Annotated in this window: 9 protein-coding genes; 8 read left to right on the top strand and 1 reads right to left on the bottom strand. The window is 45.6% G+C overall.

What is annotated here, in order from left to right; translation table 11 throughout:
- The 6 genes from AC3A8L_RS13240 to AC3A8L_RS13215 form a co-directional block, all read left to right on the top strand.
- The coding region (locus AC3A8L_RS13240; protein WP_487962740.1) for a rhamnogalacturonan lyase family protein at window positions 1-1,760 on the top strand (1,760 nt) is incomplete at its 5' end.
- A gap of 111 nt (window positions 1,761-1,871) precedes the next feature.
- Window positions 1,872-2,744 carry a hypothetical protein gene (locus AC3A8L_RS13235; RefSeq protein ID WP_487962739.1) on the top strand — a complete coding sequence of 291 codons (873 nt, stop codon included), beginning with the start codon at window positions 1,872-1,874 and terminating at the stop codon, window positions 2,742-2,744.
- 19 nt (window positions 2,745-2,763) lie between these two features.
- A complete protein-coding gene (locus AC3A8L_RS13230; protein ID WP_487962738.1) occupies window positions 2,764-5,427 on the top strand; it encodes a GDSL-type esterase/lipase family protein in 2,664 nt (887 codons plus the stop codon).
- Between the two features lie 246 nt (window positions 5,428-5,673).
- Complete coding sequence (locus tag AC3A8L_RS13225) at window positions 5,674-7,278, top strand: carbohydrate-binding protein (RefSeq protein WP_487962737.1); 1,605 nt, start codon at window positions 5,674-5,676, stop codon at window positions 7,276-7,278.
- Between the two features lie 89 nt (window positions 7,279-7,367).
- A complete protein-coding gene (locus AC3A8L_RS13220; RefSeq protein ID WP_487962736.1) occupies window positions 7,368-8,741 on the top strand; it encodes a CBM35 domain-containing protein in 1,374 nt (457 codons plus the stop codon).
- A gap of 233 nt (window positions 8,742-8,974) precedes the next feature.
- The gene (locus tag AC3A8L_RS13215; RefSeq protein ID WP_487962735.1) at window positions 8,975-10,552 is read left to right on the top strand and encodes an RICIN domain-containing protein; all 1,578 of its coding nucleotides are present in this window, start codon (window positions 8,975-8,977) and stop codon (window positions 10,550-10,552) included.
- Window positions 10,553-10,699: 147 nt separating this feature from the next.
- On the opposite strand, the gene AC3A8L_RS13210 is transcribed toward AC3A8L_RS13215, so the two are convergent.
- Entirely contained in the window at window positions 10,700-13,045 is a 2,346-nt protein-coding gene (locus AC3A8L_RS13210) for a CotH kinase family protein (protein ID WP_487962734.1), read from the bottom strand.
- Between the two features lie 63 nt (window positions 13,046-13,108).
- Between AC3A8L_RS13210 and AC3A8L_RS13205 the strand changes: the two genes are divergently transcribed.
- Window positions 13,109-13,264 carry a hypothetical protein gene (locus AC3A8L_RS13205; RefSeq protein WP_487962733.1) on the top strand — a complete coding sequence of 52 codons (156 nt, stop codon included), beginning with the start codon at window positions 13,109-13,111 and terminating at the stop codon, window positions 13,262-13,264.
- Between the two features lie 265 nt (window positions 13,265-13,529).
- Window positions 13,530-13,931 carry a hypothetical protein gene (locus tag AC3A8L_RS13200; protein WP_487962732.1) on the top strand — a complete coding sequence of 134 codons (402 nt, stop codon included), beginning with the start codon at window positions 13,530-13,532 and terminating at the stop codon, window positions 13,929-13,931.
- The last annotated feature ends 166 nt before the right edge of the window (window positions 13,932-14,097 follow it).

The raw sequence follows: 14,097 nt of genomic DNA, 5'->3' as shown, positions 1-14,097 counted from the left end.
GGCGGGTAGATTTAGGCCCCAACATTCGTGCCGGCGCCCACGATACGCAATTCTTGGTGTACGACTTTGATGGCGATGGTAAAGCAGAGCTTGCGGTGCGTACGTCTGATGGTGCCCGCGACAGTGCCGGCACTTTAATTGGTGAAGCCAATAAAGATCACTACACCGATGGCCATATAGGTACGGGGCCGGAATACCTCACCATGTTCAACGGTGAAACCGGCGTGGCGATGGCGACCACCACCTACCCCAATACCCGCGGTAATTTACAAGACTGGGGCGGTAATAACTCGGGCCGACGGCTCAATCGTTCTAACCGCTTTTTAGCGGGTGTGGCGTACGTAAATGGTGAAACCCCCAGTATGATTTGGGCGCGTGGTTATTACGATTACGGTGACGATGGTCAAACAAAAATTGCCGCCGTAGATTGGAAAAATGGCCAATTCACCACCCGCTGGGAATTTCTTGCAAACAAGCGCAACAATATAAACCGCAGCTACATATACCAAGGTGCGCACAGTTTAAGTATTGCCGATGTTGATGGTGATGGCCGTGATGAGGTGGTTTATGGCGCAGCGACCATTGATGACGATGGCACGGGTTTGTATTCCACAAATTTATGCCACGGCGATGCCTTGCACGTAACGGATATTGATTTATCTAACCCCGGCTTGGAGGTGTTTATGGTGCACGAAAGCGCCAGTTGCTACGGCGACCACGGCGTGGAAGTACACGACGGTGCCACCGGTAATATTTTATACAGCACGTGGTCATCGGCAACGTGCGGTACACGCTGTGATGTAGGCCGTGGTGTTGCTGCAGATGTAAACCCCGATCATCCCGGTGTAGAAGTCTTTGGTTCTAGTGGCGGCACGTTAACGGCTGATCGACAAATACTGGATGGCCGCCCGGGTACTAACTTTGCCATTTGGTGGGATGGCGATTTACTGCGTGAGTTAATGAGCGGTAGCACCATTGATAAATGGGATCACCGTGCAGGCCGTAATAATCGTATTTACGATGCATACGCGGCTTTTAAAGGTGTGAGTAATAACAGCACCAAAGCGACACCATCATTATCGGCCGATATTTTAGGTGACTGGCGCGAAGAGGTGATTTGGCGCACAGAAGACAATACCAAGCTAATGATCACCACCACGACTATTCCATCGGACTACCGTTTGTACACGCTCATGCACGATGCGCAATATCGCGTAGCCATCGCATGGCAAAACGTGGCTTACAACCAGCCGCCGCACCCTGGCTTCTTTTTGGGTCACAACATGCCTGAAGCGCCAACTCCCGATATGCATTATGCCGGCGAGTTAGTACAAGAACCTACCGAAGCAATTTTGGTGTTACAAGAAAGTGCAGCTGGTTTTTGCGCGGTAAATGGTGTGCTTGAAAACGTTAACGGTGGTTTTACTGGTACCGGTTATGCCAACACGGATAACGCCGCAGGTAATAGCGTAACTTGGGCATTAAATGTTCCCACTAGCGACGACTACACCGTGAGCTTTCGCTACGCGGCCGTTAGCGATCGTGCGGCGTCCATTAGTGTTAACAATACCGTGGTGGCAAATAATGTGGCATTTGCATCGACAAGTAGTTGGACCAACTGGAAAACCGAAACCCTTAAGGTGCGTTTAAGTGCGGGTAACAATGTGGTTACGCTTACCGCCAACGTAGCTGAAGGCTTAGGTAATATTGATGCCTTGAATGTATGGCACACCGGTGTTTTAGCGGGTAATTGCCCGTAAATAACCCCTTAGGTTAAACGTGTACAGGGATGTAAGGGACGAGAAGGGGGCCAATAACGGCCCCTTGTATCGCGCGATAAAATAATAATTTTAATTCCATTAGGTACCCCTATGGCACAACGAAATATTCAATTCAGTGGCATTAAATTAGCCCGTTGCCAGCAGCGTTATTCGTTAATAGTGTTGATTGTTATGGCTGTATTCTGGGGTGTACCACTGAAGTCTTACGGTCACTCGTATATGGACTTTTCCGTGAGCGACATGTGGCTGGATAAAGAGTGCCATTTGAATGTGGCCATTAAGAATATCGGCGGCACCTTGCCCGATCATTTTTATTACACAACTGAGCCAGCCGTATTAAAAATTAACAAAGGTAGCGATACTGAAACGACAGCCTCTTTTACACGCTTAGATTCAGAGCAAAAACTCGCTAGCGATCAACAAGTTCTAATTATTAAATCAACCGGTGTCTATGCCAATAATGATGCACCGGTAACAGTGGCGATCCAGTACGGTTCGGAATTTGGTGATTATAACCAGCGCAACGATAGCTTAACTCACGCTATCGATTGCCGAATCGGCGAAGGCCAAATTAAAGGTAAAGCTATTGTTTATGACGCACCCGATATTGCTATTGAGGGCGCCAGCATTAGTCCAGAAAGTTGCACGCTAAAATTGGCGTTAAGCAATAAAACCGGCGTAGCTTTGGATGCCGCAGCTTGGGCAGAAAAAGGCGTTGTTGTGATGCTTAAAAATGCCGACACCGGCGAACGCTTTCACTCAGTACCACTGACTACACTCGACCCTAAACATCAATTCACGCGCAGCACTCAGCAATTGCAGTGGAAGGGTGATTTTGCCATACGGCAATCGCGTATTGGCGTGGCCATTTGGTACGTTACGGGCGATTCAGATTTTAGTAATAATGAAAAAATAATCGAAGCTCCGGTTTCGTGTTTGGCGGCGACAGCCGTAATAAAATAAAAATCTATTGGAGTTCGCCATGAAGTGGTTAAGCACTTTACTATTTAGTACCTTGCTGTTGGGCTGTGTAGCCGATAACGAGAATAGTTCTAGCGTGAGCGATTTAAGTAGCTCTGCGTTACTTAGTAGCGCGCCAGTATCGTCTTCATCACTGCCGGCAGTGGCGTCTAGTGATAATAATATTTCAAGTGCCAGCAGTGTGACTAGTAGCTTACCGGTATTGCCTGTACTGCACGTAATTTCTGAAGGCAGTGATAGTTTATGTGCTTTTAAGGGAATTACCGAAAACATACATGCCGGCTTTGAGGGCGCGGGCTATATCAATGTGGATAACGCGGTAGGTGCAGCAGTCAGTTGGCAGTTAAATAGCGATATGGCCCAAACCATTGCCGTTATAGTGCGCTATGCCCACGGCGGCACCGACCCAAGGCCTGCGACTGTTAGTGTCAATAACATTGGTGCGGGAAATGTCGAATTCAATGGAACGCAAGAATGGACCGCGTGGGAGACACAAACATTTAACGTTAATTTAATTGTGGGTGAAAACACCATTGCACTAACGGCGACTACGGCGAATGGTTTAAGTAATATCGATAGCATTCAATTTTCATCTAGTAATATTACGCTAACCGATTGTATGCCACCGATTACTCAGCCGCAGCAAGCAAAAATTTATGTGGTGGGCGATTCAACTGTTTCAACTTATCGCGACAATGTCTTTCCTATTACCGGCTGGGGGCAAGTGCTTACGCATTATTTCCAGAGCGCGACACAAGTGATTAACCATGCTATTGGCGGTAGAAGCTCGCGCAGTTTTTACCAAGAAGGCCGTTGGCAAGCCGTGGTTGATGAATTGCAAGCGGGTGATTATGTGTTTATTCAATTCGGCCACAACGATCGCGATTTTAGTAAAGAAGAGCGCTATACGCCTACCGCCGATTATGCAGAGTATTTACAACTGTATATTGATCAAGCCAAAGCCAAAGGAGCCATTCCTGTTTTAATCACACCGATGGTTTTAAATGCGTATCGCAATAATGTATTACGCAATGTGTTTACCGAGTCGGGTAATGATTACGCCGGCACAATGAAAACTGTCGCGCAAAATAATAATGTCGCGTTAATTGACCTAAACCAAAAGTCGTTTGAGCTGGTGCAAAATGTAGGGCCAGATTATGCCTCGCGCTATTTATTTATGATACTACCGGCCGGGGAATACGCTAACTACCCCGATGGCAGTAACGACGGTACGCATTTTCAACAAATGGGTGCTGTTGAAATGGCAGGCTTAATTACCCAAGGTCTTCAGGAAATAAGTAATCGTACAGACATGCAAGCATTGGTAGGCAATTTAAAACCTACATTGCCCTTTAGTATTACAGCGACTGTTAGCGGCGCAGGCCTAGTTACGCGCAATGGTGCTTTTCCTGCTGGCGCGCCCATTACCCTAAAAGCTTTACTTACTGGCAATAACTACTTTAATGCGTGGTTCAATAACGGTAATAATATTAGTAGTAATGCCTTAACGCATTGGACCATGCCTAATCAAGCCACACATATTGATGCGCAATTTAATGATACGGCGATAATGGCGGGCGACAATACCAGTTGTGGTACGGCGCAAAATGGTTTTCCGTATTGCCAGCAAGGCAATAGTACCGACCCGGATGGTGACGGTTGGGGCTGGGAAAACGCAACCAGCTGTATCGTCCCTAATGGTGCAACCGATCCAGAGCCTGGCCGCTGTGCCAGCGATACCCCTCAACCTAATCAGCCAAATGTTAATTACCCTAAAGCCACAGTGTTTTTAATTGGCGATTCAACGGTATCCGATTATAACGCCGGTTATTATCCGCAAACGGGCTGGGGCAAAGTTTTACAGCCCTATTTTAATCAAGAAAAAATAATGGTAGATAATCGCGCTTTAGGCGGCCGTAGTTCAAAAAGCTTTTATAACGACCATTGGGCCGATGTTAAAAAAGATATTAAAGCCGGTGATTTTGTCTTTATTCAATTCGGTATTAACGATCGAAACAAAGCAGACCCTAATCGCTATGCGCCTGCCGATGGTACTTTTCAAGATTACATGACTCGTTTCGCACGAGAAACACAAGCGTTAGGTGCAACGCCTTTCTTTGTGGCTACTGTGGTGCGCAATGCTTGGGATGGCACAAGCATTTACGAGGCTTATCACGAACACCCCGTCATTACCCGCGAATTAGCACAGAGCTTGAATATCGGATTAATTGATTTGGATGGCGCCGCAACACAGTTTTTAGAAAGTGTGGGGCAAGAGTATTCCACCTATTTTATGTACATGAATGTAAGCAGTAATGACTATTCAACCTTAAATGCCGATAAGGCTGATAATGTGCATTTTCAAGAAATGGGTGCCGTTGAAATGGCACGTTTAGCGGCCTTGCAAATAAAACAACAGCAAGCCAATGATAATTTCAAACAACTCTCGGCGGCACTTCGGCCCACCTTTCCGTTAACGGTAGAAAGTAATGGAAATGCCTTGGTGACGAAAGGCTACGCCTACCCCGAAGGCACCCGCGTCACTTTGCGTTATCGTGGCAGTGGTTTTAATGGTTGGTACCGAAATGGCCAATCGCTTTCTCGAGACTCGGTGGCAACTTACACCATGCCGGCAGCGGCAGTAACAATTACGCTCTCCCCTTAAACTGTAAGCCAAGGGCTAATGCCCTTGGCTTTTTAGCATAAGTCCAACATTTATTATGCCCATTAAGTTTATTGTCTTGATGGCTTAAAAACTATGAATAGTTAACCATGAACAAATTCTTGTTTAGGGTTTCGTACGTCCTGAATTTACGATTATGGGTTCGTCCGTTAATAGCAATATAGCTAATAAATATTCAGCTAAAAGATAAAAGTTAACTTTAAATAAATTTTAAAGAAAGGATTAAAAATGCAACGTTTAAGCTTATGTTTTTTACCCCTACTGCTCATGGGCATTACGGCCTGTGATGGCGGTAATGATCAAATAGCTAGCAGCCAAGCAGTAGCTCAGTCGTCCAATGTGATCATGGAAAGCAGTTCTTCCAATTCTTCGGTGAGTAGTTTTTTGGCGGTATCCAGCAGCGAAGCCTCTAGTTCAAGTATCGCTGTAGTTTCTCAGGTGTTTGATATAGACAGCGCTGCATTTTGTGGTGGATCAGGTGTTTTGGAAACCACTAATTTAGGCTTTACAGGCAGCGCCTATTTTAATAGCAGTAATGCACAAAATGCCGCAATAACATGGCAGATAAATGCAAGTACAGCAGGCAGCTATGAGTTCACTCTTCAGTTTGCCAATGGCGGCGATACCGAGCGCCCAGGTACTTTAAGTGTCAATGGTGATGCAATGACGGTTGTAAACTTTCCCTCGACCCAAGCGTGGGATAGTTGGCAGAGCCAAGCGGTGGTGGTCGAGCTTGAACAAGGTGACAACGCCATACGTTTGGCTTCTAACTCGGGCGCCGGTTTAGCAAATATCGATTATTTGGCTATCTCCGGGAATGATGTAGTTGAAGGCGTTTGTCCTGAGCCGGTTGTCAGCTGTATGAATACTGCCGATGTTGATATGGCGGCTTTGGTGGCCTGCAGCGGTAACCCTGCAGAGTGTAATTTTGGTGGTGACGAAGGTCATTATCATGTGGCCATGGAAATTGATGAGTCATTTAGTGGGGGTTTAGAAATCTTCGCCGAGTCCCGACGAAAAATGGTGAGCACATCATTGACGAATGGCGGCTGCATCGATTTTTTGGTGAATGTACGATCGCCAGAAGGGCAGCCTATTCAAAATGTTGATCGTGGTGTTGATGGCCTGAATTTACGCTTTAATCAAAATGCAGCGATATTAAAAGGCCTGGCGGTCAAAAAAATAGATAACCCCACTGTTCTTTTTATTGCGGGTGATTCTACCGTTGCAGACCAAGAGCCGCAATTATCAAAAGCTGCGGGTTCACGTTTTACGGGTTGGGGGCAATTTATTCCGCAATATTTCAATAGTACTATCTCAGTCGAAAACTATGCCGATTCCGGCGAGGGTAGTGCAGCATTCCGTACTGATGGCGGCGGTTTGTGGAATTTGATTAACCGAAACCTTAAAGCTAACGATTGGGTTCTAATACAGTTAGGTCATAACGATAAAACAACATCGGCATCAGTTTATCGTTCGCGTATTAATGGGGTGGTATCCGCTATTAAAGCTAAAGGTGCTACCCCTGTATTGGTGAGCCCCATGGTTAGAAATACCGGATCTTCTTTAGGTTCGCAGCATATTTATGGTGGGCTTAATGTTCGTAATGAGCTAATGGCTATTTCAAATGCTCAAAATGTGGGTTTTATCGATTTAATGCAACTCTCTAGCGAGTGGGCCTTAAGTGAGGGGCAATCAAGTGCGCAAACCTTCTTTGTTGATAACGACCGTACACACTCAAACGAAAAAGGCGCTGACTTGTTTGCCAAAATGATTGTTGATGAAATTAAAATAAATAACATAGGGCTAAGCAATTTTCTAAAAACTCAATAAAAAGGAATGGAAATCCCTCGCTAAGATTGGTCGTAACGTCACCGGTTATTTATGTTATTTCTAAAAGACAATATGTTGCAGAGGAAAAAATGAAAAATTTCAGTATCTTGTGTTTTTACTCGAGCTTAACGCTTTTACTCTTTGGTTGTGGAGGCGATCCGTTAGACATTCCATCAAGCGATCCTTCTATTAGCTCATCTAATATTTCAGCTAGCTCGGTTGCCTTAAACAGCTCAAGTCATTCGAGTGTTCCAACGGCGGTGAGTTCGCTTGCTCAGTTAAGCTCGTCTTCTGTCAGCGCTAAAATCACAACAACGATAGAGGAAGGTGATCGCGATTTTTGTGCATTTAGCGGTGTTATTGAAAGTGACCATCAGGGGTTCAGTGGTGAAGGTTATGCGAATGGTGTTAATGCGGCAGGTGTAACGCTGACATGGGTCATTAGTGTGGAGCAGTCTGCTAATTATCAAATCGCTATACGTTATGCCAATGGCAGCGCTGATTCTAGGCCTGCTCATTTTAATGCTGGCGATCAAACAGAGTCTTTGGATTTTAATACCACTGATTTTTGGACAGAATGGCAGAGTGAGCAAGTTACGTTATTTCTTAATGCGGGACAAAACACGATAACGTTGGAAGCTTTAGATGCCGTGGGCTTAGCGAATATCGATTCGATTACCGTCATTAGTGAGCAACCTATTGCCGCAGGGTTATGCCCTAAGCTACCGCCAATAACAGTATGGATTGCGGGTGATTCAACCGTTGCTAATGGTCAAACCCCTTGCCCTGTTGGGTGGGGGAAAACAATTGGGGATTACTTTAACGATAAAGTGACTGTGCAAAATTATGCAGTCGGTGGCCGCAGTGTGCGTACATGGCTTTATGATGTATCCGATCAAATGGCTAGCAATGGCGAGTGTCGTATCGCCACTAATAGTGACGGCTCTCCTGTATTACAGGATCGTTGGGTAACCACTTTATCGCAAATGCAGGCTGGTGATTATTTATTGATTCAATTTGGGATTAATGATGGCTCGCGTACTTGCCCTAGGCATGTTGGCGGTAATGCTTTTAAAGAAGAATATCTGTACATGGCGAATGAAGCCATTAAACGTGGAGCGCACCCTGTATTTATTACACCAGCACCGGCGGTGAAGTGCAGCGGCAGCACTGCCGTTGGTAGTCGAGGTTTTTTAACAGAAACATTTTCGGCAGCAGATGAGCTAAATATCCCGGTACTTGATCTGCATACATTGGGTACTGATTTATATAATCAGCTAGCGTTTTGCCCTGTAGCGGGCGGTGATGTTTCTGCAAATACTGGCGGTGCGGTTGGTGATTTTTTCTGCGATGACCATACCCATTTTGATACCCCCGGCGCGAAAAAAATTAGTGAGCTGATTGCTGATGAATTACGTGCACAAGGGGTAGCGCTGGCTAACTATATAAAAGTCGAATTATAAAATATTACTCATAGTCTTAGTGCTTGGTATTACTTGCCCAGTAAGGTTTGAAAGGGCTTTAGGTTAGAAATGTATCGCTGTGAGGCGGTATATCTTTTGCGCTTAAAAATAGCTGTATACTGCTCAGTTTTATCATCGCAATATTTTTATGATAACGATTTGTTGTATTTTAAGGCTTGTGCGCGGCTTATTCACACGCATCTTGATAGTGACAAAAATAATAAGGTATCTTTATGAAAATGTTCAGTGCTCAGGCGTATCGGCTCATCACGCGATTGGCATATTGCAGTACCTTAGCGGTGACGATGAGTGGTTGTAGCGGCGGTACAGATCTTCCCGAAAACTCTTCTATGTCGAGCATCGGTTTGTCATCCAGCAGCTTATCGAGTAGTACACCTGCGAGCAGTGTGCCCAGTAGCTTATCCTCCAGTTCATCCAGTTCTAGTGTGGCTAATCACTTGGATGCGAACATAGATCGCGGCGTTTATACGTTAGCATCGCGCCTGAGCGGAAAATTATTAGAAGTTGCGAACGCTTCAAATTCCGACGGCGCGAATGTGATTCAGTGGACTGATTTGGGCGGGCCTAATCAGCGTTGGATTATTCGCGAAGTCATCGAAAATTATTATTCAGTTATTAATGTGCAGAGCGGGAAATCGCTGGAAGTATTCGATCTTAGTACCGCCAATGGCGCTAATGTGGCGCAATACGAATTCTGGCAAGGCGATTCGCAACTTTGGCGCATGATTGATTTAGGGGATGGTTCTATACAGTTAATTAATCGTTTAAGCGAAAAAGCGTTGACGGTAGCGGGTGGCAATAGTGGCGATGGTGCTAATGTTGAGCAAAATGTACCGAATGGCGAGGTTGGTCAATCTTGGCGCTTAAATTTTCTGGGATCTGTTGATGGGCCGGTGGAAGATAAATCAGAAACCAATGGTGCAGAAAATCACTGGGTAATGAGCGGCGATACTTTTAGCCACGACCCCACACTGTATGAAGAAAATGGTATTTGGTACCAGTATTTTACGGCTGATTGGATTGGCTCAAAACAATCCAACAATGGTCGAAACTGGCGTGATACCGGCCAAGTTTTACCCGGTGAGTTTGCTTGGTGGCGCAATTATGTCCCTGATTGGGAGCCGGCCAATGTTTGGGCACCAGAGGTCGACCGTTACGGTGATCGCGTATGGATGTGGTACTCAGTTTCTACTTTCGGTTCACGTGTGTCTGCTATTGGATTACTTTCCGCCTCCACTGCGGCAGCCGGAGATTGGCGCGATGAAGGCGTGGCGATTAGCTCTAACAATTCAAACAATTACAACGCCATTGATGCCGATTTAGCGGTTGATGAGTATGGCGATCCTTGGATGACTTTTGGCTCGTGGAATTCGGGCATTAAGGTCACTCGCCTTGATCCGCTTTCAATGAAACCCGTTGGCCAGCTTTATTCTATTGCAAGTAAAGCCGGCGGCATTGAAGCGCCCGACGTTATTTACCGACAAGGCTATTACTATTTATTTGTTTCACTGGGGAAGTGTTGCGATGGTGTGAATAGTACTTACCATATTGTTTACGGTCGCTCGGAAAAAATAACCGGCCCTTATGTGGATAAAAACGGTGTTGATATGCTGAGCGGTGGCGGCTCTCTATTAGACGGCGGCAACGATGTTTGGATTGGCCCTGGCGGGCAGGATATTATCAATACCAACCTTATTATTCGCCACGCTTACCCGGCCTCTCAAAACCAGTTTGCAGCTGTGCTGATCAGTGCTTTAAATTGGGATAGCGAGGGTTGGCCTAGGTATTAGTAGCTATTTAAGGTTGGGTAGATTTATATTTACTGGTGGCAGGTAAGGTTGTCTTGTTCGCTGTACAGTTGAATATTAATCTTTGCGGCACGCCATAATAAAATGCCCTCATCAAGAGGGCATTTTATTATGAGGCGTATAACTTAGTTACAGCGCAGGGACAAATACGGGCGTTAATGTTAATGCGTCGGTAACATTGAGTGTGATAGATGCATCTATAGCATCGCTGGCGCCACTCCAATGAGAAAACACGAAACCATCAGCGGCGACTGCCGTAAGGGTGATGGGTATTTCAGGGAAATATTCACCACTCCAACTTTCTGAATCTACTGTAATGCTGTTAACCGTGATTGTTCCTGCCTGGGTATCAAGGTTTTCTATCGTTAATGTAGCCGGTATGGACAAGTCAAAGAACTCTGCAAGGTGTTGCCACATGTAGCTTGGACGTTGGCTGCCCCACAGAATCATATCATCAATGTTTGCTTGCCATTCCCAGCCCTCATCGGGCCAGCGCTCTTGGTGCAAAGGGATTTCTGTGGCGATTTGGTTGGCCAGTTTTGTGATATGTGCTTCTACGTGTGTGGGCAAGAAGCGGGTATTTAATTGATCAGCAAAAAAATTAATAAATTGCGCTTTAATTGTAGGGTTCTGCAATAGTTTGCGCGGTAAAAGTGTTGCCCATTCTGGCGGGTTGCGAACACCGCCAAAACGACCCCCGCTTTGGGTAATTGTTCCGGTGGCGTACTCTAGGCTGTTAGTTGTCACTGAGCTGCTCGGCGATTGCCCAAAGCCGAAGTCAGTATCGTATAGAATCCATCGCCAGCGCGTGGTGGGGCTATTCCAAAATTTAATGTTATTTTGTGGCCAGTCAGTATTTACGATATAAATTTGCGCTGTGTAGTAAGCAATAAAATTACTGATGTCCACCTCTGCCGCAACGGTTTTGTAAAAATCTGGGCTGCTTGGATCAGCTTCGCTCACATAATCTATTAGTGCTAAATATGTATTTGCCGAGCCTTCCACGACTTCTGCTTCAATTTCGAGTAAATTAATATCGTCTTTATCGACATCATGTTTTTTAGCCAGCATGTGCTCGTTAGTTTTTTCGCGAAGGTTGTGCAAGCCCCAGTATTCACCATTTAAGTAAACAGCTGTTGGGCGACCTGCTTGATAATCAACGTCTGTGCCTGCCATTAACGATGTTATCGCAAGGTCGCGTAACATTGTATTATTCCAATCATTGCCAGAATTTCTGAGAATGACATTGTTAAATTTATCGTAATCTAATTCAGGAAAAAAAGCATATTTGAATTTGTCGGTTCCATAGCGTGTACGGGAAAAAAATGCTAAAGATTTTTGAAGATTTATCGCCCGCGACCAACCCCCAAAAACTTTGACGCCAGCATTAAATTCGATAGCTAAGTTGCCTGGCGTTTCGTAAAAGGCAAAGTGAATAGGGCGCTCCCAATCCTCCCAGAAGTTAGCGCCATAATTGGGTAGGCGCGCTTCGTAATCATCGCCAAACACATAAATACCATAATCGTTATCAAAGAAATTTACCGGCTCGGTGATCAGCGTGATAACCGGAATGTCGTGTGCTGAGTTGGCCAAAAAAGTACGGCTTACTTCTTGCGACGGAATAAAAGCATCGGCGAATATTCGCGCCCGAATAACCGTGTTTTCGGGCGTAAGTACCGCGCCTTGGTATAGATCTGAGTTTGCATTTGGGATTGTTGCATCGAGGGTATAGCGAATTTCTTGGCCTGTTTGCGCACCCTCAATCATAACCATGGCGGGGCTGTTAGGGCCGCCAATGGCAGAAAACGTCGGTTCGGTATTAATAACCCCAGAATATTCTTGTGCGCTATTCTCTGCGCCAGGGGTGGGTGTATCGTAAAAAACTGTGGCTTGATTCGTTTTTGAAAGCCCAATTGAGGCTCCCGATCGTAAACCGCTGACTTCTAGGCTGTGCTTGAGCGCGCCGGTTTGGGTGTGTAGGTACAGCGTTTCGCCATCGGATGATATTTTAAAGTTAGTGTGTAAAGGTTCGCCTGCAACGGATAAATCTTTGTCAGAAGCCCAAATGCGCAAGTACTCGCCAGCGGCCAGAACCCTATCCGGTAGTAACCATTGCTGTGGTTCGAGTGGATCGTCGGTTAGGCTCCAGCCCGCCAGCGAAACAGCTTGATCGCCATTGTTATAAAGCTCTAGCCAATCTTCGCTGTCGCCATCTTCATCTTCAAACTCGATATTAGAGGAAACCGCTTCGTTAATGACTACGCCTGTACAGTTGTTGCAAGCTAGGTCGGAGGGGGGACTAGATGAGCTGCCAATGCTGCTCGGTTGGCTGCTGGCTGCTATGGCAGAGGATTGAGTGTTTATCGATGAGCTGCTTTTGTCACCCGCACCAGTGCAGCCAGTAAAAGCGATTACAGATAATAGGGATGCTGCGCCAATAATGACGCTTGTTCCATTTAATTTCATAAAGTTCATATTAGATTTTCACTGTCAAAAATTACTTGATGGCGTGATGCTAAAGCATACGGAATCTTGGATGTGTCCCTTGCTACCATATATGTACATTTTTGTGAGCTATTCGGCCTAAACGGCCAAAGCTTGTCGGGTATTCCATGGCCGTGGTTTGTTAACGGCACAAATGAGTGGGCGTGTCGTAAATTACTCTCTGTCGTATCTGCGCGTTTGGTGCGTTAAAAGGCGGACAGGTAGCCACTAAGGGGCGTGCACTGAATAAGTTGCTGGAATTTGGGTTTGTGGGTGCTTGCTTGGCAAGGCGAAAATATGGCGCAATAGCCGGCTATTACAAATATTTTTAACGAAGGCAAGCGTGCACCCAGGAATTCAAAAACGGGAAGTTATTTCATGCACGCCCCTAAGTTCTGGCTCTTTTGGTAGGCAGTATTGCGTATCAAGGTTGTTAATAGTATTTTGCAGAAAATTAACTTGTATTAGTGTGCTTATGAAAAATAAAAATATTGTATTTTACGGGCTACTTGCGCTGTGTTTGGTGGGGTGTAATAAAGCACCAGTAGCGTTTGAAATGACCATCGACACGGTAGATAAATTGAACGGATTGCTCCTAAAAGGTGTGGCATTGTCTGGCACGGTGAGGGTTGGATGTATAGCGGAGGGTACGCCTTTTGTGGTCTATCGCGAAAATGAAAAAATACTTGAAGAATCTGTAAGAATTTTATCGGTTTCTAATGATGGCAATAACAAACCCCCAAATGGAGAGGCGCTAGAGAAGGAGCTTGTGACGCTTTATTTGCCGAATATAAATGTACAGCAGATAGTCGTCGGTGATGTTATACGAAGCGAAGCGGTATCGTGTAGAAAGACATCCCTGGCAAAACTGAAGTAAATAGCGTTAGGGGCGGGGCAATAATAGTTTGTCCAATTAGACGAGGGCGCCTGTTTTCTCAACAAGGCGCTCGAAGGGGCGCATGCCGGGGCCTATATGGACATAGGTCAGTAGGGCAGCCCTTTCAAGGTGACTTTTTAACCAGTTTTTCCTTCGCTAATAGCTT

The organism is Marinagarivorans sp., assembly GCF_982758155.1.
Note: the sequence above shows the minus strand (reverse complement) of the source record. Positions and strands in the feature narration are given on the sequence as shown.

Excerpts from the sequence above, each read along its gene's own strand:
- AC3A8L_RS13235 (WP_487962739.1), top strand. The coding sequence starts at position 1,872 with ATGGCACAACGAAATATTCAATTCAGTGGCATTAAATTAGCCCGTTGC.
- AC3A8L_RS13230 (WP_487962738.1), top strand. The coding sequence starts at position 2,764 with ATGAAGTGGTTAAGCACTTTACTATTTAGTACCTTGCTGTTGGGCTGT.
- AC3A8L_RS13225 (WP_487962737.1), top strand. The coding sequence starts at position 5,674 with ATGCAACGTTTAAGCTTATGTTTTTTACCCCTACTGCTCATGGGCATT.
- AC3A8L_RS13220 (WP_487962736.1), top strand. The coding sequence starts at position 7,368 with ATGAAAAATTTCAGTATCTTGTGTTTTTACTCGAGCTTAACGCTTTTA.
- AC3A8L_RS13215 (WP_487962735.1), top strand. The coding sequence starts at position 8,975 with ATGAAAATGTTCAGTGCTCAGGCGTATCGGCTCATCACGCGATTGGCA.
- AC3A8L_RS13210 (WP_487962734.1), bottom strand. The coding sequence starts at position 13,045 with ATGAACTTTATGAAATTAAATGGAACAAGCGTCATTATTGGCGCAGCA.
- AC3A8L_RS13200 (WP_487962732.1), top strand. The coding sequence starts at position 13,530 with ATGAAAAATAAAAATATTGTATTTTACGGGCTACTTGCGCTGTGTTTG.